Consider the following 22,924-nt stretch of genomic DNA (forward strand, 5'->3'; position numbering starts at 1 on the left):
AAGCGGCTTACGCCTCTTCGGAAGCTTCCTCGTCCTTCTTGACTTCTTCACCAGATTCCTGGTCGACGACCTTCATGGACAGGCGAACCTTGCCACGATCATCAAAGCCGAGAAGCTTCACGAAGACCTCGTCACCTTCGGAGACGACGTCAGACGGGTGCTTCACACGCTCATTCTTCATCTGAGAGACGTGCACGAGGCCGTCTTTCGGTCCGAAGAAGTTCACGAAGGCACCAAAGTCCATGACCTTGACGACCTTGCCCTTGTAGATCTGGCCTTCTTCCGGCTCAGCCGTCAGACCGTGGATCCAGTCGCGGGCTGCCTTGATCGAAGCTGCATCGGAAGATGCGATCTTGATCACGCCGTCATCATTGATGTCGACCTTGGCACCGGTGGTTTCCACGATCTCGCGGATCACCTTGCCGCCAGAACCGATAACGTCACGGATCTTGTCGGTCGGGATCTGCATGGTCTCGATACGCGGTGCGAACTCGCCGAGTTCCTCACGCGCCGTGTCGAGCGCCTTGGCCATCTCGTCAAGGATGTGCATACGCCCACCCTTGGCCTGGTCCAGGGCCGTTTCCATGATCTCCTTGGTGATACCGGCGATCTTGATGTCCATCTGCAGCGATGTGACACCTTCAGACGTACCGGCAACCTTGAAGTCCATGTCACCGAGGTGATCTTCATCACCCAGGATGTCGGACAGGACAGCAACGCCTTCCGGATCCTTGATCAGGCCCATGGCGATACCGGAAACCGGACGCGTGATCGGAACACCCGCATCCATCATGGCCAGGGATGCACCACACACGGTCGCCATGGAGGACGAACCGTTGGACTCGGTGATCTCGGACACGAGACGGATGGTGTACGGGAAGTCTTCGGCACCCGGAATAACTGCGCGGACTGCGCGCCATGCCAGCTTGCCGTGACCGATTTCACGACGGCCCGGAGCCAGGCGGAACGAGGTTTCGCCGACAGAGTAGGGCGGGAAATTGTAGTGGAGCATGAAGCGCTCCTTGTACGTTCCCGTCAGATCGTCGATGAACTGCTCGTCGTCACCCGTACCCAGGGTCGCAACGACCATGGCCTGGGTCTCGCCACGCGTGAACAGGGCAGAACCGTGCGTACGCGGCAGGATACCGGCTTCAGAGACGATGGAGCGAACCTGGTCGAGGGAACGACCGTCGATACGCTTGCCGGTCTTGATGATGCCACCGCGAACAACGGAAGCTTCAACAGACTTGAGCACGTCCTTGAGAACGGTCTCTTCGATACCGTCTTGGTTTTCCTCGGTCTGCAGCAGGGCTGCAACAGCCTTTTCCTTCGCTTCGCCAACCGCAGCGTAACGCTCGGTTTTCTCAACGATGGTGTAAGCCTTGGCGATGTCATCACCGACCAGTTCGCGAACCTTGGCTTCTTCGGCGGAATGATCTTCCGGCTCGTAGTCCCACGGCTCCTTGGCGGCTTTTTCAGCCAGGCGGATGATGGCGTCGAGCACCGGCTGGAAAGCCTCGTGACCGGCAACAACCGCACCCAGCATGATTTCCTCGGACAGCTCTTTCGCTTCCGATTCAACCATCATCACGGCGTCAGCCGTACCAGCAACAACGAGGTCGAGATCGCTCTCGGCCATTTCGTCAACCTGCGGGTTGATGACGTATTCGCCATCGATATAGCCAACGCGAGCAGCGCCGATCGGGCCCATGAACGGCAGGCCGGACAGGCACAGAGCCGCAGATGCGCCAACCATGCCGACAACATCCGGGTCATTTTCCATGTCGTGGGACAGAACCGTGATCATGACCTGGACTTCGTTCTTGAAGCCTTTCACGAACAGCGGGCGGATCGGACGGTCGATGAGACGAGACGTCAGCGTCTCTTTCTCGGTCGGGCGACCTTCGCGTTTAAAAAAGCCACCAGGAATCTTACCGGCGGCGAAGTATTTCTCTTGGTAGTTGACGGTCAGCGGGAAGAAATCAGCCCCCGGCTTGACCTGTTTGACGCCTACGGCGGTGGCGAGAACCGTGGTCTCGCCATAGGTCACCATGACCGCGCCGTCTGCCTGTCGGGCGACCCGCCCGGTTTCGATGGTGAGTGGGCGACCCGCCCACTCAATCGTTTCTTTTTGGATATCGAACATATCGTCTTTCGTACGGATAATGTCGCGGATTAGCGGCGCAGACCGAGCTTCTCGATGATTGCCTTGTAACGCGCTTCGTCTTTCTTCTTCAGATAGTCGAGAAGGCGACGGCGCTGAGAGACCATTTTAAGAAGGCCGCGACGGGAATGGTTGTCCTTCTTGTGGGTCTTGAAGTGTTCGGTGAGGTTGGAAATACGCTCGGACAGGATAGCAACCTGTACTTCCGGCGAACCGGTATCGGCATTGCCACGGGCGTGTTCAGAAATAAGAGCAGTCTTGCGCTCAGCTTCAATCGACATCGGGATCTCCTAGTAGTCGTGTGACCCTATGGGGTCAGATTAAAAACACGCGAGGGCTGGAACTGCCCGGCCTTCGCTTCGCCCAGTGCTACTGCGATCCCGTTGTTCTCGGCGAGAACCAGGAAGGTGCAATCCTTGCCCGCAATCGACAGCGGGCGTCGTTGCTCCTTCAGTTCTTGCGCAATACGCGGGAGCAGGACGATTGAGCGTCCTTGCTTCAGTTGGAAAGTCTCGTCGTCGGTCACGGCCAGTGCCGGGATGTCGTCCAGCGCGGTCTGAACCGGGAGCAAGGCTTCCGAAGCGGCGCCCTTATGGGCCATTTCTTCCAGTTCGTCCAGCTTTATGGACTCCTCCTCCAGGAAGGATCCCACCTCGGTCCGGCGCAGCTCAACAATATGACCTTCTGTATCGAGCGCATGTCCAAGATCACGCGCCAGAGAGCGCACATAGGCGCCCTTGCCACACCGCATCTCGAAAACCGCCTCATCAGCGCTGCGAACCTCGATAAGCTTCAGGGATTCAATGTAAATCGGGCGCGGCTCAAGCTCCACCGTCTCCCCGTCACGCGCCAGGTCATAGGCACGCTCGCCATCGACCTTGATGGCGGAATAGGCCGGCGGGATCTGTTCGATATCGCCGATGAACTGATCAAGCACGGATTCAATATGATCCCGCTCCGGGCGAACCTCGGACATCGCAATCACCTTGCCCTCTGCATCCAGCGTGTCGGTCCGCTCGCCCCAGCGCACGGTAAAGCGATAGGCCTTCTCACCCTCCATGGCGAAGGGCACCGTCTTGGTCGCCTCGCCCAGCGCAATCGGCAGGATGCCGGTCGCCAGTGGATCAAGCGTGCCGGCATGACCAGCCTTGTTCGCGTTGAACAGGCGTCGAACAGCCGAAACCGCCTGCGTGGAGGTCATGTCATACGGTTTGTCGAGGATGACCCAGCCGTGGATCGCCAGGCCTTTTTTGCGTCGCCCCATGAGGATACCTTTTCTCTTCTGGTTCTCATGCCGGGGATCGGACCCGGCCAAGCAAGTCGCGCTGTTTATTGGATCACGAGGCTGACCGCAAGCGCCTGAGCCGCTCGGCTGGAAAAAGTCGCCACTCACGGAATCCGGCTTGTTCTGACAAAGCCGGACAGACTAGGAGTTGGAGGCTAGGAGAAACTGTATGATTCGCATCGCACTGCTTGCCGTTCTGAGCGCCCTGACCTCGACTGCGGCCCTTGCCCAGGATCCCGATATCAGCGCGCGTCTGCGTGCCTATTTCGAGCCACTGGAAGCCAGCCGCGATTTTTCCGGTGTGATCGCCGTGCGCCGGGGCGATGAACTGATCAGTTATGAGCGTTTCGGCTACGCGAACTGGGAGACGGGTACTCAATTCACACCGCAGACCGCCTTCCCGGTCGGATCAGTCACCAAAAGCCTGACCGCAGGTCTGATCATTCGAATGAGCGGCGAAGGTCAGCTGAACCTGGATGCGCCAGTCCGCCAGTACATTCCCGACCTCGATCCGGCATTTACGGCCAGCGTCTTCGATGTGCTGATGCACCGCTCAGGCCTGCCGCGCGACTTTTCTCCGGGAGCCCTGACAGACAACCGCTCCCACACAGTCATCCAATGGCTGAATGACACGCATGCTTTCGAACCGGGTCCGCATGATGAGAGTTATTCCAATGTCGGCTACAGCCTGCTCGCCATTGTCGCCGAACGCGCCGGCCATGGCAGGTTCGAGACTCTGGTGACGATGGAATTGCTGTCGCCGCTGGGCATGACCTCAAGCCGCCTCTCGCGCGAGCGCCGGGAACTGGATGTCACCGGTTACGCACCGGGCCCGCTGCCGCTGGATCTGCGCGCACCCATGGTGGACGAACCGGGCTTTGGTGCTGGCGGGCTGATCACCACGGTCGATGATCTGATGCGGCTGGCCACGGCGGTGGCCTCCCGGGAGCTGGATTTGTTCCAACCGGACGGAAGCCTGATCGGGAGCTTCTCGGTCCGTACACTGGGCGAAGAGGTGATCTACACCATACAGGGCAGTGTGCCGGGCTATTCCGGAGGGGTATCCATCATTCCCGCGCGCGAACTCGTCATCGCCTATTCGACCAATATCGAGTCCTATTCGAACTGGGGAATCCGCGACGTACTGCACCGGCTGGTGCTGGATGAAGCCGTCATTCCGGCAGCTGTCCGTCAGCCCACCTACGAACTGGCCGACAGTCATCGCGCATTGATCGGAACATATGAAAGCACCGGATTTGGCCCGGTCGAGATCTCGGAAGCGGAAGACGGGCTGGCCTTCACGCTTCTAGAGCGGGGCTGGAGTTTTTACCTGACCCCTCAGCCGGACGGGGCGGTCCTGTGGCGGACATTCAATATCCATCTCGCCCCGACACGTGACGAAACGGGCCTGTTGACGGCGCTGACCGCGACACAACGGATGATCGGGCAGCAGACCGAAATCTCACGCTGGGCACGCGACATGCCGCCAATGCCTGAAACAGAGACGGCGGAAGACTAGTCCCGGTCTTCCTCATCCTCATTGCGCAGGTCCTGGGTCACTTCCGGACGTGACAGCAATGCATCGACCTGGCTGGCCGTATCGAAACTGTTGTCGGCGTGGAAGTGCAATTCCGGCGTGAACTTCATGTCGATCTGACGTCCAAGGCGACCGCGCAGGAAACCGGCAGTCTTGTTGAGCGCGGAGGCCAGCGCCTTGGCATCACCCTGACCGAGCGGGGCGACATAGACCTTGGCCGAGCGCAGATCCGGGCTGGGACGCACTTCAGTGACCGAGATCAAAACAGACTCCAGGGCAGGGTCGCGCAGGCCCTCACGGGCGAGAATATCGACCAGGGCATGACGGATCAGCTCGCCAGCGCGCAACTGCCGCTGTGAGGGGCCTTTGGAATTGTCGAAACGTTTTGCCATGTCACATGCGCCTTCCTGCAAGGCGCGCGGGTTTACGCCTGCCAGCGCCCGGATGCAAGTCCGGGCATGGAGAACATCCCTCCAAGAGCGTCATTCGTCCCTTGCCGCGGGGCGATCACTGGCCTTGGCCTCGGCAGCGCGATTTATGCGCGGGACGTTTCTCAGGGAGTTCCCCAATGGACTTGATCACCATCGCCAGCCTGTCTGCAGTCATCATCGCTCAGGACGCCCAACCCGCCAAGCGGAGCGAAGCCGAACGCATCGCGCGCGACTACATGGCCGCCTATTCACAGGTCGACCTGGAACGCATGCAGAGCTTTCTCGCCGATGATGCTGTGTTCGAGGACCGCACGGCCCTGGGCGAAGGCGTCGGCCCCGACGGCCTGTCCTACGACAACAGTGCGTCAGTTATGGAGATGCTGAACCAGTTCCGCGCCACCTATAACCCCATCGAGCTCGGCTTTGCCTGGGACACTGTGTTCGAGAGCAATGGACGGGTGATTTTCTCCGGACATGTAAATGCGCTCTACCCGACCCAGGACGTCACGCAGAACTTCCGCTGGCGGGCTGAACAGGTGACCGTGATCACAGTACGGGATGGCCACGTTGTCCGGCACCAGGACTTCGCAAACTACGCCAATCCGCAGCGCGAAATGGTCCCGGCAGACTGAACGGTAAACGCCAAGTCACTGCTATTTCGGCCCATTTTCATCTCATTCATCCCTCGCAAGACACCACTCATCCCTTCAGGGCCTTCAGGCGCTTTTCTCTCGGGGATGGATGGGTAGAAGGGTTGGGACGCGGCGGCGAGGGGCTACCGCAAAGCCAATTGGCGAGTAAAAAGTTTGATGCTCAACCTGCTCACACTGACGACGATATTGCTGACCAGCACGGTGGTCCGGACGGACCAGCCGGCGGACAGCATGGATGTCGCCCGGGCCTATATCAGTGCCTATGAACAGCAGGACTTTGACAGTATGCGCGGCCTGATGGCCGATGATGCCGTCTTCATCGACCCGACCTCGTTTGACCTGGCGTTTGTACAAACACCCATTCACTGGACCTGGCCGGATGAAATCCTCAACGGAATTTCCGCCTGGAATGTGGCTCGGGGCGAACACCACATCGATCGTGTTTATGAAGCGGCCGGTCGCGTTGTTTTCTACGCGACCTCGGAGGGAGAACGTGGTTTCCGCTACCCGATCATCACCATCGTGACCATGGAGGACGGACTCGTGACCGAACACCGCGACTATACCGGTTTCAATGAGATGACACCGCTGCCGGTAGAGGGAGGGACGCAATGACCCTGCGCCTCGCACTCTGCCTCTCCGGCCTGGTATTTTCCGGTTCGGCCCTGGCTCAGGAGCCGGCCGAGATCGCCCGCGACTATTTCCACGCCTATACGGTGATGGATGTGGAACGCATGAATGAGCTACTGGCTGACGAAGCGGTGTTTTCCGATCGCGGCAGTTTCAACGTCCAGGGTGGGCCCTACCACTATGAGGGCAAGGAGGCGATCACCGCCGCCCTGACCACTTTCCATGACCAATATGGTCTATACGCGCTGAATTACGACCTGGAAATCGACCACGAAGCTTCCGGTCAGGCCGTGTTCGGCGGTGCAGTTGAAGCCCGTTGGCGTTTGCCTGACGGACGCGATCGGGTCTGGCGCGGCGACGTCGTCACCACGGTTCGCGTGCGTGACGGACAAGTTATCGAACATCTCGACATGCCCGACTATCTGGGTGGCGAGATGAGCATTGAGGAGGTTACTGAGGCTGCCCCGGCAGCTCAGTAATGGATCGAGGGCCTGTGAGGCCTTTTTCAGCCCGAGCACTCCTGGCTGATCAGGTCTTCGATCCACTATGACTTTCACGGAATATCCCCCTCGAGCAGACATCCCTCTCGAGTCTAACGTGAAAGACACAAAAGGGCGGCCCAGCGGGTCGCCCTCCCTTGTTTCCGGGCCCGGATTTTGCAGGCCCTGTCGGCGCAAGAAAAAAGGCGGCTCCTTGGAGCCGCCTTTTTCCATGATCATTGGATCAGGGTCAGTCTTCCAGCTTGCGAGCCACTTCGATGACCTCGAAACACTCGATCTGATCGCCCTTCTGGATGTCGTCATAGTTCTCGAAGGCCATACCGCACTCGGTGCCGGCACGAACTTCCGGAACCTCGTCCTTGAAGCGCTTGAGCGTCTTGAGATTGCCTTCGTGGATGACCGTGTCGTCGCGCAGCAGGCGCACGCCACAGCCGCGCTTGACCACGCCTTCCGTGACACGACAACCGCCGACCTTGCCGACCTTGGTAATGTTGAAGACTTCCAGGATCTCGGCGTAACCGATGAACTCCTCGCGCTTCTCGGGCGCGAGCATGCCTTCCATTGTGCCGCGAACATCGTCGATCACATCATAGATGACCGAGTAGTAGCGGATTTCCACGCCTTCCTGTTCCGCCAGATCGCGTGCCTGTTTATTCGCACGAACATTGAACGCAAAGATCGGGGCGCCGGACGACTTGGCGAGCAGGACGTCACTCTCATTCACACCACCCGGGGCAGAGTGAATGACACGAGCGCGAACCTCGTCATTGCCGATTTTCTCGAGCGACTGCTTGATTGCCTCGGCCGAGCCCTGCACATCCGCCTTCACCAGGAGCGGCATTTCCTGGACCTGGTCCTGCTTGAGGCGGGCCATCATCTGCTCGAGCGATGCCGTGGCACCACCACCGACAATGCCGGCACCATCGCGGGCCTTGCGCTGGCGATACTCCGCCAGTTCACGGGCACGGGCCTCGTTTTCGACGACAGCAAAGACCTCACCCGGCTCCGGCGCACCGTCCAGGCCGAGAATCTCGGCCGGAACCGACGGACCGGCGTCAGACAATTGCTGGCCACGCTCGTTCACCAGGGCGCGGACACGGCCCCACTGCGTGCCGGCAACAACAATGTCACCGCGCTTCAGCGTTCCGCGACGGACGAGAACCGTTGCAACCGGGCCGCGGCCCTTGTCGACCTGGCTCTCGATCACCACGCCTTCGGCGGCGCGTTCCGGATTGGCTTTCAGGTCGAGCATTTCGGCCTGCAGCGTGATCGCCTCGGTCAGCTCTTCCAGACCCGTGCGCTTGAGCGCGGATACCGGAACAGACATCGTCTCACCGGACATGGCTTCCACGATAACCTCGTGCTGAAGCAGGTCGGTCAGGACGCGGTTCGGATCACTGTCCGGCTTGTCGCACTTGTTGACCGCTACGATCATCGGCGTGCCGGCAGCCTTGGCGTGATTGATGGCTTCCACGGTCTGCGGCATGACGGAGTCATCTGCAGCCACCACCAGGATGACCAGGTCGGTCGCCATCGCACCACGCGAACGCATGGCGGAGAAGGCGGCGTGGCCCGGCGTGTCCAGGAAGGTGATCTTGTCGCCGGAGGCGAGCTGAACCTGGTAGGCACCAATGTGCTGGGTGATGCCACCGGCCTCGCCCGATACAACATCGGTTGAGCGCAGGGCATCCAGCAGCGAGGTCTTGCCGTGGTCGACGTGACCCATGACGGCCACGACCGGCGGACGACCCACCTTGCTGTCAGCCGGATCATCGTCAGCGATGAAGCCTTCCTCGACATCAGCCTCGGAGACACGTTTCACGATGTGACCGAATTCCTCGACCACCAGCTCGGCGGTGTCAGCGTCCAGAATATCGTTCTGGCGCACCATCTGTCCCTGCTTCATGAGCAGTTTGATCACGTCGACAGAACGCTCGGCCATACGGTTGGCGAGGTCGGCAACGCTGATCGCCTCGGGGACGATGACTTCGCGTTCGATCTTCTCGCGGCCGGTGCCCGGATCAAGACGACGCTGCTTCTCGCGTTCACGTGCACGACGCACGGACGCCAGGGAGCGCTGACGCTCTTCATCCCCGTCCAGAATATTCTGGATGGTGAGCTTGCCACGACGGCGATTGTCATTCTTGTTGCGCTGAGGCTGTGCCTTGTTGGCAGCACCAGGACCGGTGGCGCCCGCGCCACCCTTGCGCTTGACGCGACCACCCATGGCTTCCAGAGCGGATTCCTGGGCTGCGCGGTCCGGCGTAGCGGGGGCATCCGGCTTCTTGCGGGCCGGAGTGTCTTTCTTGGCCGGCGCTGACTTGCGGCGGGTTTCCTCTTCCTGGGCCCGACGCGCCTCGTCCGCCTTCATCGCTGCTTCCGCTTCAGCCGCACGGCGCGCTTCCTCTTCGCGCTGCTTGGCTTCCTCGGCTTCGCGAGCCTGGCGTTCACGCTGTTCTTCCAGCGCTTTCTTCTCTTCAGCCGCACGACGGGAACGATCCTCGTCGTCCTGCTTTTTCTTGGCTTCTCGCTCGGCTGCTTCAGCGCGAGCACGCTGAATGGCGCGCTGGCGAGCGATCAGTTCTTCCTCGGACAGGCCGAGCTGACGCGCTTTCGCTGCGAGGGTATTCTCAGATTTCGCCTTGCCGCCCGCAGACTTGCCCTGCGGCGCCGCAGCGTCCTTGCCAGCCGGTGCGACACGCTTGCGTTTCTTTTCAACAACGACCGCCTTGGACCGGCCACGTGCAAAGCTCTGCTGCACGGTGCCCGATCCCGGACGTTTAAGAGAAAGCGGCCGGCGGCCGGAATTGTTGTCGTCTGTGTCGCTCATACGAGCCTTCCAATCGGCTTTTGTTCTGCGGGCACTTCCGGTAGCCGATGGCCGGAAAGCCGCACTGATCCAACTCGAGCCCGGAGCAAAGTCGCGCTAAACTAGCGGCCTTCGCCCCGGATTCAACCTTTGTCACCGGGATGACGTCTCCTGGGCCCAGGGGCCTTCCAGGGAACGAAATCCCGACAATTTCCTGGCGAACTCCGAAAACGTGTCCGAATGGACACCTTTCGGCAGCACGCCGTGAACAACTGGACCACGTCCGGTCGCCAGTCCGAGTTCCTCCGCCGTGAAGCAACCCAGAACCGGGATCTCGTCCCACATGGAGCGTGCCAGCCCGTCGAGCTTGCGGCGACCATCCGCCGCGCCATCGCTCGCCTCGATCCGCCAAACCGGTTCATTCGCCTGGAGCGAAATGCGCACCGCGTCGGATCCAAGGGCCAGATTGCCGGCTCGCCGGGCAAGGCCCAACAGCTTCAGCAACCGCTCGCTCAAAAGGCGCTCAAACTGATCAGCCAGGTCTTGCGGTGCCTGCACCGCCTTGCCTGCCGACCGATTGAACAGCCCTTTCTTGCGGGCCAAATCGACCGCCTCCCGAGTGGGCGAGATCCACATCCCGCGCCCGGGGAGTTTGGCGCTGACATCCGGAACCAGCAGATCATCCGGTGCAACAGCAATCCGGAGCAGCTGAGTCTCATCCAGTATATCACCGGTGACGAGACATTTCTTTTCCCGACGCGCCATACGGCCGACCTCCGTTCAGTCCAGCTATTCCTCCTCTTCCTCGGCCAGCGGCTCGCTGAGATCGAGGCCCAGAGCCTCCGCCTCAGCATCCAGCGCAGCCAGATCCATTTCAGAGATGTCGAGCTCGCCCCCCGGGGCTTCCTCGACAGCTTCTTCCTCGACTTCGTGTACCGGCAGGTCTTCCTCGGAAATCCAGCCCGCAACGACGCGTGCACGCATGATCATCATTTCGGCGTCGTCCGCAGACAGGTTATGATCTTCAAGGATACCCGGCTCGCGGACACGCTCGCCGTTCTTGGTTTCGAACCAGCCGCGCAGGTCATCGGTCACCAGGCCAGCCAGGTCCTCGACTGTCTTGACGTCGTTTTCACCGAACTTGACCGCCATGCCCAGATCGACACCTTCGATCTCCAGCACACCGTCTTCGACACCCAGCTCCTTGCGCTTGGCATCCTGCTCGGCAGCCAGGCGGTCCAGATAGTCGCGCGCACGCGCCTGGATTTCGACAGCGGTATCGTCGTCAAAGCCTTCGATAACAGCGATCTCACCCAGATCCACATAGGCGATCTCGTCAACATCGGAGAAGCCTTCGGTCGCCAGCAATTGGGCAATGACCTCGTCAACATCAAGAGCTTCGGTGAACAACTTGGTGCGCTCAGCGAATTCTTTCTGGCGACGTTCGGATTCTTCTTCCTCGGTCAGGATATCGATGGACCAGCCGGTCAGCTGTGATGCCAGGCGGACATTCTGGCCGCGGCGACCGATCGCCAGGGATAGCTGCTCGTCGGGAACGACAACCTCGATACGCTGGTCTTCTTCGTCGAGGACGACCTTGGCCACTTCCGCAGGCTGAAGAGCGTTGACGATGAAATTCGCCGGCTCGTCCGACCAGGGAATAATGTCGATTTTCTCACCAGCCAGTTCGGAAACAACCGCCTGCACGCGCGAACCACGCATCCCCACACAGGCACCGACCGGGTCGATGGAACCGTCATTGGAGATCACGGCGATCTTGGCGCGGCTGCCCGGGTCACGAGCAACGGACGGGATCTCGATAATGCCTTCATAGACTTCAGGAACTTCCTGGGCGAACAGGGCCGCCATGAAGTCCGGATGCGCGCGCGACAGGAAAATTTGCGGGCCGCGGACTTCCTCACGGACGTCATAGATGAAGGCACGAACGCGCTCATTGTTCTGCAGGTTCTCGCGCGGGATACCGTCGGCGCGGCGGATGATACCTTCGGCGCGGCCGAGGTCGACAATGACATTGCCGTATTCGACGCGCTTGACGATACCGTTGACGATCTCGCCAACACGATCCTTGTACTCTTCGAACTGACGCTGGCGTTCAGCTTCGCGGACTTTCTGCGTGATGACCTGTTTGGCGGTCTGGGAGGCTACCCGGCCGAACTCGATCGGCGGCAGCTCGTCAGAAAACACCGTTCCGATTTCAGCATCGGCGTCAATTTTCTGACCCTCGGCGAGCGTGAGCTCCTGGTTCTCGTTCTCGACTTCCTCGACAACCGTCATATTCCGAGTAAGGGACAGCTCACCCGTCTTGTTGTCGATCTTGGCGCGAATGTCGTTCTCGGCGCCGTAGCGTGAACGCGCAGCCTTCTGGATAGCTTCCTCGATCGCTTCGATCACGATCGACTCGTCGATATTCTTCTCTGTCGCCAAGGCACGGGCGATGTGGAGAAGCTCCAGACGGTTGTGGCTGACACCAATGCTCATCGGATGATCTCCGTGATGGTCCGCTGCGACATTATTCGTCTCCTTCATTCGGCGCCGTTTCTTTCTTGGCGCGCGCTTTCAAGTCCGCCTCGATCAAGGCGTCCGTCAAAACCAGTTTGGCCTCCGCGATCCAGTCAAACGGGATCAGCGTGGTGTGTTCCTCGCCCTCCATGTCCAGGAGAACGTCATTTTCCTCGACACCGGCGAGCATTCCGCGGAAGCGTTTGCGGCCCTCGGCCAGGCGATCCAGCTCGATCTTGGCCTCGTAACCTTCCCAGCGCACGAAATGGCGCGGATCGGTCAGCGGGCGGTCGATACCGGGCGAGGAGATTTCCAGGTCGTATTCGCCGGAAACCGGATCCTCGACTTCAAATACATCGGAGAGGGCACGCGACAGGCGCGCGCAATCGTCCACATCGACACCCTTGCCGTCGAGACGATCCGTCATGATCTGCAGGCGCGGGCGTTTGCCGCTCATCACGCGAACACGAACCACTTCCAGGCCGAGCTCCTCGGCAAGAGGTTCAGCCAGGTCCAGGATCCGGGCATCTTGTGGCGTCTTGGTTTTCAAAACAGCTCCGCAGAAACAAAAAGAGCGGCCGCCGAAAGCGACCGCTCGAATGCATCATCCAATGCAATCGAACATCTGATTGGCGTTGTATACTCCTGTCGAGGACGGTTTGCAAGGTGCGAAGTCGGCTCGATTGGGGAGCTGGCCTGCACCCTCGGCCTTGGCGCCACGCCGCGCTGCCGTTTTCATGGGCAAAAGCCAACGCTTCAACAGCTTATCTACTCGCTTCTAACCATGTATAACATGATGCTAGTATATATTCATATATTTTGTTAGTTACGAGTATGGATCCTGTTCGAAATCCGTTTGCACCCGGCGCCGGGTCACAGCCGCCAGAGCTCGCAGGGCGCCAGGACATCATCTCCAGCGCCGATATCGCTTTGCAGCGTGTGCTTCTGGGTCGGCATGACCGCTCGCAGATCCTGCTCGGGCTAAGGGGCACCGGCAAGACGGTATTGCTCAACACAATCGAGCGAATGGCAGAAGATCACGGACACGCAACCTCTTTTGTGGAAGCGCCGGAACACCACAGTCTCGCACAGCTTCTCTACCCGAAAATTCACCGTGTGCTGCGCACATTCTCCCTTGTGGAAAGCGCCCGCGCAGCCGCCCATACGGCGATGAAGGCTCTGCAGTCCTTCGCAGGTACGTTCAAGATCGAAATCGGTGATTTTTCCCTGTCAGTGGATTCCGAGCCGGGCGTTGCGGACAGCGGGGTGTTGAGTGACGACATTACCGACCTTTTCCTGCGTGTTGGTGAAACGGCCCGGCATGCGGCGCGCGGCTGGACCCTGCTGATTGATGAAGTTCAGTATCTTGAAGAGAAGGAACTGAGCGCTCTGATCGTCGCCCTGCACAGGATCAACCAGAAACGCCTGCCGGTACTCCTGTTCGGTGCTGGCCTGCCACAACTCGCAGCTCTCTCCGGTGATGCCAAATCGTACGCCGAGCGACTGTTTGATTTTCCGGAAACCGGGCCGTTATCGCCCGAGGCGACCCGAAATGCGATCCGGCAACCCATTCTGAGCGAGGGTGAAAACATCACGGACGCGGCGCTGGACCTGGTAGTCGAGGAGACCGGTGGCTACCCCTATTTCCTGCAGGAATGGGGTTATCAGGCCTGGAATTGTGCGGCGGCGTCCCCCATCACGCCGGGCGACATAGAAACCGCCAACACAGCTGCACTCAAACGCCTGGACAACGGCTTCTTCCGAGTTCGCTATGACCGGCTTACGCCCAAGGAAAAGGAATATGTTCGCGCCATGGCCAGCCTGGGCCCGGATCCGATCCGCTCCATCGATGTGGCGAAAACCTTGGGAGAAACCGCGCAAGCGCTCGGCCCCCGGCGTGCCCAGATCATCAACAAGGGCATGATCTACAGCCCGGCACACGGCAAACTCGCCTTCACCGTCCCGATGTTCGGCGATTACCTGCACCGGCGGGATGCCGACAACTAGCGCCGCACCCAGTCCATGAAGACAGGCGCGCAATCGCCGAGATTTTTGGACTCGTAACGCGTGCGTATGTGGTCCGGTGGCGGGACTCGCCAGTCATCGGCTGCACTGGCCTGCCAGACAAAACGCTCATCCTGTTCGAACTCGATCATGCAATGATCGGCATAGGATTTTACATCCGTCGCAATACGCAGCTTGCCGCCCGGCTTGAGAATGCGGGCAAAATCATCGCGGGTGGATTGCTGGACAAAACGGCGCTTGGCGTGGCGTTTCTTGTGCCAGGGATCCGGGAAGAGCAGGAAGATCCGGTCCAGGCTGTCATTTTTAAATCGCGGAAGCACTTCGCGGGCATCGCCACGGTGCAGGCAGACATTCTCCAGCCCCCTCTCCTCGCGATAGGTCAGCGCCTTGGCGACGCCGTTGAGGAAGGGCTCGATGCCGATATATCCGGTCTCACGATTGCGGTCGGCCTGGCCGGCAAGATGCTCGCCGCCGCCAAAGCCGATTTCCAGCACGTGCGAGCGCATTCCGGGCAGCATTTGCGCAGCGTCGATCTCGCCCTCGGCCGGCAGGTCAATGCTCGGCAGGACATTGTCCACCAGCCCCTGCTGGCGCGCGGACAGGGGTTTGCCCTGCGCGCGGCCAAACAGCCGGAAATCCGGTCGATCTGTTTCCTGTTTCGTCATGGCGGGGCGTTTAGCGGCTTTTCAGCCGCAAATCACCCCTTCAGCGCGCCATTTCCTCTTCGCTCGCCAGTGTGCGTACCAGTTCAAGCACGCGGCGACGAACCTTGGCGTCCTTGATGCGGGAGAAACTCTCCGCCAGGGACACGCCATCAGAGCTTTGAATGAAGTCATAGACAATCGGCGTCTGGTCACCTTCGGCCATGGCGCTGATTGTCGATTTCTCGTTCAAGCCCTCGAAGAAGAATTGCACCGGCACCTCCAAAACACGCGACAGACGATACAGCCTGCTCGCTCCGACACGGTTCGCACCGCGTTCGTATTTCTGGACCTGCTGGAAAGTCACACCGAGCTCATCACCCAGTTTTTCCTGGCTCATCCGGAGCAATTGTCGGCGGAGACGAATTCTGGAACCGACGTGAACGTCTACGGGGTTGGGACCCCGAGGGCTGACCTTTTTCTCGATCGTGTCACCCTGCAACATGCGTCTCACCTCTCTTTCGGACTGCTGAGCACAACCCGTGTTGGCAGTATAGCAGAGTTCAGGTCAGGGCTGCGAGGTTTTTTGTTTTTTAATAAAACGTAACTTTTGCACTGCGAGCCCGGCGAAAACGCCTAACACCATGAGCCAGAACAATAAATCACCATACAGTGAGTAGGGCGTCGGTGCGAGCGCTCGCGGCAATGTGACGTCGAACGCGCCCTCCTGGTCCGGCCCGATCATCACCGGCATGCGACCCAGCGGATCCACCACGCCAGAGAAACCGCGCGAAGCCGACCGGACAAGCGGAATGCCCGCCTCGATACTGCGATAGCGCGACTGCACCAGATGTTGGCGGGGACCGGATGTGTCACCGAACCAGGCATCATTCGAGAGGTTGAAGAACCATTCCGGCCGTTGTGAGGATGACTGCCAGAAGTGCGGGAAGATCGCCTCGTAACAGATGAGCGGCATCATCGGCGGCAGTCCCGGGATTTCCGCCACGATCGCACGCGGTCCCGGCGTGAATTGCAGGCGTGCAAACTCGTCAAACCCGATCGCCGAGATCAACGAAGCCATCGGGATCGTCTCGCCGAACGGGACCAGCAAGACCTTGTCATAGAGCGCGTCGACCGACAGCTCACCGCCCTGGAAACGCATCGCCGCAAGAGAATTGTGGTACACGACCTCCTCGCCAGCCCGCGCCCGGCGATTGATGCCGGCAATCAGGGCTGGACCGTCATTCAGTGCAGCACCCAGTCGCGACAGTGTCTGGCCGTCTTCCAGCATGTAGATCGGCAGGGCGCCCTCGGGCCACAGCACATGGGTCACTTCGTCCAGACCGGGCTGGCGGGTCAGTGACATGTACCGATCACGGGCGACATGCTCGCCGTCATCGCCCCATTTCTCGGCCTGGGTGATGTTGGAATGGGCGATCCGCAGGCGCACATCCTGCACATCTGGCACGGTCGTACTCAGCAGACGCAAACCGCCCGCGAAGAAGAGAACACACAAAAGCGCAAAACCGGAAAGGGCCGGAAGCAATCGGCGCGGGCCCAACCCCCGGGTCGCCAGCATGGCCGGAGCGGCGAACATCAACAGTGTCAGAAAACTCAGACCATAAACGCCCAGCCAGGACGCCGACTGGCTGACCGCTCCACCCGCTGACCAGGTATAAGCCGGGAGATTCCAGGGCAGGCCACTGAAGATATGGCTGCGCAACCATTCGGTCAGCGCAAAGATCGCGGCAAAGCTGAGCACCCGCCATTCGGTATTCTGGGCAAAACGCGCGTAGATCGCTCCGGCAATTCCCCAGAACACTGCCAGCATGGCAGCGAACAGAGGCAGGGCGATCGGCACCAGGGCCGCAAATTCCGGACCCCGATTGATAAAGGCAAAGCCAACCCAGAAAGTACCGGCCAGAAAATAGCCCATACCAAAGACGAGGCCGGTAACAAACCCACCACGCAAGGGTTTGGGTCCACGTCGTGCACCATCAAGTCGCCAGAGCAAAACTGCCAGACTGACGATCCAGACCGGCCAGATATGATAGGGTGCCAGGGCGAGCACAGCGAGCATTCCAGCCAGGAAACTCGCCACCAGCCCACGCCATCCATCCAGATGCCGTAGCCGGACACGCCAGGTCCAGGGCTGAAATCTGCGCTCGATCTGCAAGTTTACTCCGCCATGCCTGATTTCCCGGCGCGGGCCGTGCGTACGCGCATGCGGCGGATACGACGCTGATCCGCCTCAAGCACCTCAAATTCATAGCCGGTGGCGTGGCGGATCACTTCACCACGCTCGGGGATCCGACCGGCAATGGTGAAGACCAGCCCCCCAAGGCTGTCGACATCATCATCCTCGTCGTCCGCAGCGATTTCCTCGCCGACAACCCGTTCAAACTCGTCGATTTCCGCCCGGGCGTCCACATCCCACACACCAGGTGCGCGCACACGGATCAGCGGCGAATCATCCTCGTCGTGCTCGTCCTCGATCTCCCCGACGATGGGCTCGATCAGGTCCTCAAGCGTTACCAGACCGTCAGTGCCGCCATATTCATCGACCACCAGGGCCATGTGCATGCGACGTGCCTGCATGCGGCGCAACAGGTCACCGGCCTTCATCGAGGGTGGCGCGTAGAGAAGTGGACGATGGATATCTGACAGGACTTCCTGCTCGGCCCAGCCTTCGGGACGGCGGCCATCCTCGGACGGAGTCAGATGGCTGACCACATCCTTGATGTGAACCACTCCGATCGGGTCATCAAGCGTCTCGCGATAGACCGGCAGACGCGAGTGCGAGGCCGCCGAGAAGGCTCCCGCCAGCTCCCCCAGCTGTGTCGCTATCTCGACACCGATAATGTCGGCGCGTGGAACCATGACATCGGCCACGCGCAGCTCTTCCAGCGCGTCAGGCTTGATCACATAGGACTGGGAGGATTTCGCTTTTTCGTCCGCGGCAGAGCTGGAGCCGTTGAATATCGAGCGGAGCCAGGATTTCTCGCTACCGCTCGGACTGGAGCCATCACTCATTCTATAGTGCCCTCATGGGTCGTTCCGTCGAGCGAGTAGGGATCTGCAATCCCCAGGCGCGCCAGCGCCCGCCGCTCAATGCCTTCCATTTCTTCCGCTTCTGCATCGGTCAGATGATCATAACCCTGAAGGTGTAAAAATCCATGCACAATCAGGTGGCTGAGATGATTTTCGATGCTGATGCCCTTGTCAGTCGCTTCACGCTCGACCACGCCCCAGGCCAGGGCTATGTCGCCCAGCTGGTTGTCCGCGCCTTCAATGGCGGGAAAGGACAACACATTGGTCGGTCCCTGCTTGCCACGAAAGCGCTCATTCATCTCGGCGACGGGATCATTGCCTGTCAGAAGAACCGCTACCACGCCGGGATGACCCTCTCCGATCTCGGCGAGCGAGGCTTCCAGACAGGATTGAACGCGCTGTGCCTTGCCCTTCAGGGCATTCCAACTGTCATCCTCGACGATGACATCAACTGCGTTCATGAGCTTTCGCGCGGAGATTTGGCCGCATCCTCTTCATAGGCCGCCACGATACGGGCCACGAGGTCATGACGAACGACATCATTGCGATCAAAGGTGATCGTCGCGACACCCTTGGTCCTGGCCAGGATGGACAGGGCGTGGGGCAGGCCGGAAGGGTCACGCGGATGCAGGTCGCACTGGCTCGGATCGCCCGTCACCGCCATGCGGGAGCCTTCACCCAGGCGGGTCAGTACCATCTGCATCTGCGCGCGTGACGTGTTCTGGGCCTCGTCAACGACGATGAAGGCCCGGTTGAGCGTGCGGCCGCGCATGAAGGCGATCGGCGCCACCTCGATGCGGCCGTCCTCACGCATCTTTTCCAGCTGGCTGCGCCCCAGCGTATCCGCCAGAGCATCCCAGACCGGGAGCAGATAGGGGTCGACCTTTTCGGTCAGATCGCCGGGCAGAAAGCCCAGCTTTTCGCCCGCCTCAACGGCCGGGCGTGTGATGATCAGCTTCTCGACCCTGCGCTGGACCAGTAACGAGGCGCCATAGGCCACTGCCAGCAGCGTCTTTCCGGTACCGGCCGGGCCAACACCGAAGATCAGGTCATAAGCTTTTTCGTTCTTGAGCGCGCGCACATAGGTGCGCTGGCCCTCAGTGCGGGCAATCAGGCTGGAGCCACGCGGCACCCGGATGACGCCATCATCCTCGGCACCGCTATCTTCGTCGTCTCGTGTGCGTAGGGCCGCACGCACAGCAGCCTCATCACAGGTCAGACCATGTTCCAGACTGGCATAGAGGCGTTTGAGCACACGTTTGGCCTCGTCGCGCGCTCCTGCGGAATCCCCGCCGATAACGATCTGACCTGCGCCGGGCGCACTGAGACGCACATCCAGTTCTTCCTCGATCAGGATCAGGAAACGGTCGCCCGGGCCGGCAAGCGCACGGACGCGATCCTTGTCATCAAGATGCAGGGTTTCCGAGGCCTGGCGACGAGGCCGTGTTGCACGTTTGCGGGACGTCGGTTGGCTGCTCACGCGGCGCTTTGCTCCGAGGTTACAAGAATGCCGGAGAGAGCATTGCGGCTTGCGCCCTCGATCCGGACATTTCCGATCTTGCCGATCATATCAGCTGGCGCCTCGACATGCACGGCCTGCAGATAAGGACTGCGGCCATGCAGCTGACCATCCAGACGACCTACGCGCTCGAACAGAACCGGCAGAGTGCGGCCGATCTGGCTTTCATTGAACGCAACCTGCTGTTCGTTCAACAGCGCCTGCAGCGCCAGGAGACGTTCGGTTTTCAACTCTTCAGCGACCTGGTTAAACATCGCCGCGCCCGGCGTACCGGGACGTTTGGAGTATTTGAACGAGAAGCAGGAGGCGTAGTTCACATCGCGCACGAGCTGCATCGTCGCCTCGAAATCCTTGTCCGTCTCACCCGGGAAGCCGACGATCATGTCGCCGGAGATCGCGATATCGGGACGCGCCGCGCGCAGACGCTCGATAATCGCCAGGTATTCTTCCGCCGTATGCTGGCGGTTCATGGCCTTGAGGATCTTGTCCGACCCAGCCTGTACCGGCAGGTGGAAATAAGGCATCAGCTTGGGCGTGTCGGCAAAGGCGTTGATGAGATCATCATCCATGTCACGCGGATGGCTGGTGGTGAAACGAATGCGCTCGATACCGCCAATCAGCGCCAGATGACGCACCAGCTGGCCCAGTCCCCACGGGCCGTCAGCCTCGCTGCCCGCCGGCGCCTCGCCGTGGAAAGCGTTGACGTTCTGGCCCAGCAGGGTGACTTCACGCACACCCTTGGCCGCCAGTGCGCGGACCTCGGCAACGATCTGGTCAACCGGACGCGACCACTCGGCGCCACGCGTGTACGGCACGACACAGAAGGTGCAGAACTTGTCACAGCCTTCCTGCACGGTGACAAAGGCCGTGTAGCCATCGACCTGGCGGTCATTGCCCAGCTGGTCGAACTTGTCCTCGACCTCGAATTCGGTGTCCAGCGCCTCGCCGCGCGCGCGATGCGTCTTGGCGATCAGCTCGGGAAGCTTGTGATAGGTCTGCGGGCCGACGACCAGATCCACGACCGGCGCGCGTTTCATGATCTCCGCGCCTTCCGCCTGGGCGACACAGCCGGCCACAGCGATGGTCATGCCACCCTCGTCGGCCTTGGCTTCTTTCAGCGGGCGCAGGCGACCAAGCTCGGAATACACCTTCTCTGCCGCCTTCTCACGAATGTGACAGGTGTTCAGGATCACAAGATCAGCGCCATCAGGCTGCTCGGCCGGCTCATAGCCGAGCGGGTGCAGAACATCCTTCATCCTCTCGGAGTCATAGACATTCATCTGGCAGCCATAGGTCTTGATAAACAGGCGTTTACGCGCGTCGCTCATTCGAATTCGTCAATCCAGCAGCCTTCGACCCTGTGCCGAAGAGGCCGGGGTTATGCTTGAAAACCCCTTGCAGGGCAAGAGGAGTGGCTATTCCGCCTCGCGTGGGGAGACGGGAGAGGGTTCATTCTCCGGCGTCGTCTCATTGGCGCTGCCGTCATCCTTGCGGCGGGCGCCTAGGGCGATGACCAGCGCAAGACCCGTGAGCACCGATGCCAGCATGAAGGGCGCGCCCGGAAATTCGACCGGAGCTCCTTCGCCTGAAAAGCCAGCAAAAACCCGAGACATGACCAGCGGGCCAATGACCATGGACAGGCTTTGCAGGCTAGTCATGGCACCCTGCAACTCGCCCTGGGCGTTCGGTGGCACGATACGCGACATCACGCCTTGCAGTGCGGGCTGGCCGATACCGCCGATCGCTCCGGCGATGATCACCGGATAGACCATCCATCCCTCGGTGATGAGACCATAGGCGGCGTAACCTATAAGTCCTAGCAGCAGGGACATCGTAATTGCCCGCCACTCACCCAGCCTGGGCACCAGTACACGCGTCAAACCGCCCTGAACGATGGCCGCCGTTATACCGACAACCATGAGCGAGAACCCGATATCTCCGGCATCCCAGTCGAACTTGTAGGCGGTGTAATAGGACCAGATCGCCGGGAACACCGCATGCCCGAGCAGCATCAGCGATACCGCGAAGATGAGGCTGAAAACGGCCGGGTATTTGCGGATCTGGATGAGAGCGCCGAACGGGTTGGCACGCTTCCAGTCAAACTTGCGTCGGTTTTCCGGCGCCAGGGTCTCCGGCAGAACAATCAGGCCATAAACCAGGTTCAGCCCGGCCAGGATCGCAGCCGCGAAGAAAGGCGCACGCGGGCCATAAAGGTCGCCCAGAATACCGCCAACCGCGGGGCCGATTATGAAGCCCAGACCAAAAGCGGCGCCGATCATCCCGAACCGACCAGCCCGTTTCTCGGGAGGCGTTATATCGGCGATATAGGCGTTGGCCGTGGAATAACTTGCGCCGAAAATTCCTGCCAGAAGACGACCGACGACAAGCATCCAGAAAAAGGGCGCAAAGCCCATGATCGCATAGTCGATCGTGAAACCGGCAAGAGCTGCCAACAGCACCGGCTTGCGCCCGAAACGGTCCGACAGGGCGCCCACAATCGGCGCAAAGATGAACTGGGTCAGCGCATAGGTCATCATCAACCACGCGCCGAGCACGGCCGCGTCATCCGCACCGAGTCCGGTCAGCTCGTTGATGAGCTCGGGCATCACTGGAATGATCAGGCCGAAACCGATCATATCGATCAGCACGGTGATGAAGATGAATGTGATGGCGTGCTTGCCGGGCTGGCGCGCGGACATGGTGTCCCCCTGGAAACTCGCGCCTACTCCTCAGCGCTGGAGAGGGGTACGCCGTAAAGCTCGAGACGGTGATCGACAAGCTTGTAGCCCAGCTTGCGAGCGATCGCTTCCTGCAGTCGCTCGATCTCGTCATTCACAAATTCCACGACTTCACCGGACTTTAGGTCGATCAGGTGGTCATGATGGTCGTCCCCGACCTCTTCATAACGCGACCTTCCGTCGCGGAAGTCGTGGCGCTCGATAATGCCCGCTTCTTCGAACAGGCGGACCGTGCGGTAGACGGTGGCCAGGGAGATGCGCGGATCCTCGGCGGCCGCCCGGCGGTGCAGCTCTTCGGCATCGGGGTGGTCATGCGACATGGACAGGACGCGCGCGATCACGCGGCGCTGCTCCGTCATGCGAAGGCCTTTTTCGATACAGATTTTCTCGATGCGGTCCGGCATGTTGATTCCCCCGGTTG

At 60.3% G+C, this 22,924-nt stretch carries 22 protein-coding genes; 5 read left to right on the top strand and 17 right to left on the bottom strand.

Annotation, left to right across the window (positions count from 1 at the left end; translation table 11 throughout):
* Positions 1–7: 7 nt before the first annotated feature.
* Genes pnp through truB form a run of 3 tightly spaced genes read right to left on the bottom strand, consistent with a single transcriptional unit; the run spans position 8 to position 3,428 of the window.
* A complete protein-coding gene (gene pnp, locus SIC17_RS07720; protein WP_291890851.1) occupies positions 8–2,146 on the bottom strand; it encodes a polyribonucleotide nucleotidyltransferase in 2,139 nt (712 codons plus the stop codon).
* Between the two features lie 29 nt (positions 2,147–2,175).
* Positions 2,176–2,445 carry a 30S ribosomal protein S15 gene (gene rpsO / locus SIC17_RS07725; protein ID WP_291890852.1) on the bottom strand — a complete coding sequence of 90 codons (270 nt, stop codon included), beginning with the start codon at positions 2,443–2,445 and terminating at the stop codon, positions 2,176–2,178.
* A gap of 26 nt (positions 2,446–2,471) precedes the next feature.
* Positions 2,472–3,428, bottom strand: coding sequence for a tRNA pseudouridine(55) synthase TruB (gene truB / locus SIC17_RS07730; RefSeq protein WP_291890853.1), 957 nt, complete (start codon positions 3,426–3,428; stop codon positions 2,472–2,474).
* Positions 3,429–3,618: 190 nt separating this feature from the next.
* Here truB and SIC17_RS07735 point away from each other — a divergent pair, with 190 nt between their 5' ends.
* Entirely contained in the window at positions 3,619–4,968 is a 1,350-nt protein-coding gene (locus tag SIC17_RS07735; RefSeq protein WP_412546877.1) for a serine hydrolase domain-containing protein, read from the top strand.
* Here SIC17_RS07735 and rbfA read toward each other — a convergent pair.
* Positions 4,965–5,378, bottom strand: a complete 414-nt coding sequence (rbfA, locus tag SIC17_RS07740; protein WP_291890855.1) for a 30S ribosome-binding factor RbfA — start codon at positions 5,376–5,378, stop codon at positions 4,965–4,967. The genes SIC17_RS07735 and rbfA overlap by 4 nt on opposite strands.
* Before the next feature lie 176 nt (positions 5,379–5,554).
* Here rbfA and SIC17_RS07745 point away from each other — a divergent pair, with 176 nt between their 5' ends.
* From SIC17_RS07745 to SIC17_RS07755, 3 genes are all read left to right on the top strand, one after another.
* The gene (locus SIC17_RS07745) at positions 5,555–6,049 is read left to right on the top strand and encodes a nuclear transport factor 2 family protein (protein ID WP_412546878.1); all 495 of its coding nucleotides are present in this window, start codon (positions 5,555–5,557) and stop codon (positions 6,047–6,049) included.
* A gap of 177 nt (positions 6,050–6,226) precedes the next feature.
* A complete protein-coding gene (locus SIC17_RS07750) occupies positions 6,227–6,685 on the top strand; it encodes a nuclear transport factor 2 family protein (RefSeq protein ID WP_291890857.1) in 459 nt (152 codons plus the stop codon).
* Complete coding sequence (locus tag SIC17_RS07755) at positions 6,682–7,179, top strand: nuclear transport factor 2 family protein (RefSeq protein WP_291890858.1); 498 nt, start codon at positions 6,682–6,684, stop codon at positions 7,177–7,179. Before SIC17_RS07750 ends, SIC17_RS07755 begins: the two co-directional genes overlap by 4 nt.
* A gap of 250 nt (positions 7,180–7,429) precedes the next feature.
* Here the strand turns inward: SIC17_RS07755 and infB are convergent, their stop codons facing one another.
* The 4 genes from infB to rimP all read right to left on the bottom strand — a co-directional run bounded on the left by infB (position 7,430) and on the right by rimP (position 13,079).
* Positions 7,430–10,030 (bottom strand): translation initiation factor IF-2, encoded by a 2,601-nt coding sequence (gene infB, locus SIC17_RS07760; RefSeq protein WP_291890859.1) that lies wholly within the window; start codon positions 10,028–10,030, stop codon positions 7,430–7,432.
* A gap of 132 nt (positions 10,031–10,162) precedes the next feature.
* Positions 10,163–10,774: an RNA-binding protein gene (locus tag SIC17_RS07765; protein WP_291890860.1), complete on the bottom strand. Its 612-nt coding sequence runs from the start codon at positions 10,772–10,774 to the stop codon at positions 10,163–10,165.
* A gap of 24 nt (positions 10,775–10,798) precedes the next feature.
* Positions 10,799–12,508 (bottom strand): transcription termination factor NusA, encoded by a 1,710-nt coding sequence (gene nusA / locus SIC17_RS07770; protein WP_291890861.1) that lies wholly within the window; start codon positions 12,506–12,508, stop codon positions 10,799–10,801.
* A 31-nt stretch (positions 12,509–12,539) separates the two neighbouring features.
* Complete coding sequence (gene rimP, locus SIC17_RS07775) at positions 12,540–13,079, bottom strand: ribosome maturation factor RimP (protein ID WP_291890862.1); 540 nt, start codon at positions 13,077–13,079, stop codon at positions 12,540–12,542.
* A 284-nt stretch (positions 13,080–13,363) separates the two neighbouring features.
* Between rimP and SIC17_RS07780 the strand changes: the two genes are divergently transcribed.
* The gene (locus tag SIC17_RS07780) at positions 13,364–14,536 is read left to right on the top strand and encodes an ATP-binding protein (protein WP_291890863.1); all 1,173 of its coding nucleotides are present in this window, start codon (positions 13,364–13,366) and stop codon (positions 14,534–14,536) included.
* Here SIC17_RS07780 and trmB read toward each other — a convergent pair.
* The 9 genes from trmB to SIC17_RS07825 form a co-directional block, all read right to left on the bottom strand.
* Positions 14,533–15,219 (bottom strand): tRNA (guanosine(46)-N7)-methyltransferase TrmB, encoded by a 687-nt coding sequence (gene trmB, locus SIC17_RS07785; RefSeq protein WP_412546879.1) that lies wholly within the window; start codon positions 15,217–15,219, stop codon positions 14,533–14,535. The genes SIC17_RS07780 and trmB overlap by 4 nt on opposite strands.
* Positions 15,220–15,259: 40 nt before the next feature.
* A complete protein-coding gene (locus SIC17_RS07790; RefSeq protein WP_291890865.1) occupies positions 15,260–15,700 on the bottom strand; it encodes a helix-turn-helix domain-containing protein in 441 nt (146 codons plus the stop codon).
* Positions 15,701–15,763: 63 nt separating this feature from the next.
* Complete coding sequence (lnt, locus tag SIC17_RS07795) at positions 15,764–17,371, bottom strand: apolipoprotein N-acyltransferase (protein WP_412546880.1); 1,608 nt, start codon at positions 17,369–17,371, stop codon at positions 15,764–15,766.
* A 2-nt stretch (positions 17,372–17,373) separates the two neighbouring features.
* Entirely contained in the window at positions 17,374–18,228 is an 855-nt protein-coding gene (locus SIC17_RS07800) for a transporter associated domain-containing protein (protein ID WP_291890867.1), read from the bottom strand.
* Positions 18,225–18,707 carry an rRNA maturation RNase YbeY gene (ybeY, locus tag SIC17_RS07805; RefSeq protein WP_291890868.1) on the bottom strand — a complete coding sequence of 161 codons (483 nt, stop codon included), beginning with the start codon at positions 18,705–18,707 and terminating at the stop codon, positions 18,225–18,227. The genes SIC17_RS07800 and ybeY overlap by 4 nt, the downstream gene beginning before the upstream one ends.
* Positions 18,704–19,726: a PhoH family protein gene (locus SIC17_RS07810; RefSeq protein ID WP_412546881.1), complete on the bottom strand. Its 1,023-nt coding sequence runs from the start codon at positions 19,724–19,726 to the stop codon at positions 18,704–18,706. The genes ybeY and SIC17_RS07810 overlap by 4 nt, the downstream gene beginning before the upstream one ends.
* Positions 19,723–21,093 carry a tRNA (N6-isopentenyl adenosine(37)-C2)-methylthiotransferase MiaB gene (gene miaB, locus SIC17_RS07815; protein WP_412546882.1) on the bottom strand — a complete coding sequence of 457 codons (1,371 nt, stop codon included), beginning with the start codon at positions 21,091–21,093 and terminating at the stop codon, positions 19,723–19,725. The genes SIC17_RS07810 and miaB overlap by 4 nt, the downstream gene beginning before the upstream one ends.
* 87 nt (positions 21,094–21,180) lie before the next feature.
* Positions 21,181–22,464, bottom strand: coding sequence for a TCR/Tet family MFS transporter (locus tag SIC17_RS07820; RefSeq protein WP_412546883.1), 1,284 nt, complete (start codon positions 22,462–22,464; stop codon positions 21,181–21,183).
* Between the two features lie 23 nt (positions 22,465–22,487).
* Positions 22,488–22,907, bottom strand: a complete 420-nt coding sequence (locus SIC17_RS07825) for a Fur family transcriptional regulator (protein WP_291890872.1) — start codon at positions 22,905–22,907, stop codon at positions 22,488–22,490.
* Positions 22,908–22,924: the final 17 nt, after the last annotated feature.

The sequence above is a fragment of the Maricaulis sp. MIT060901 genome (assembly GCF_047123815.1).
Classification (GTDB): Bacteria; Pseudomonadota; Alphaproteobacteria; order Caulobacterales; family Maricaulaceae; genus Maricaulis.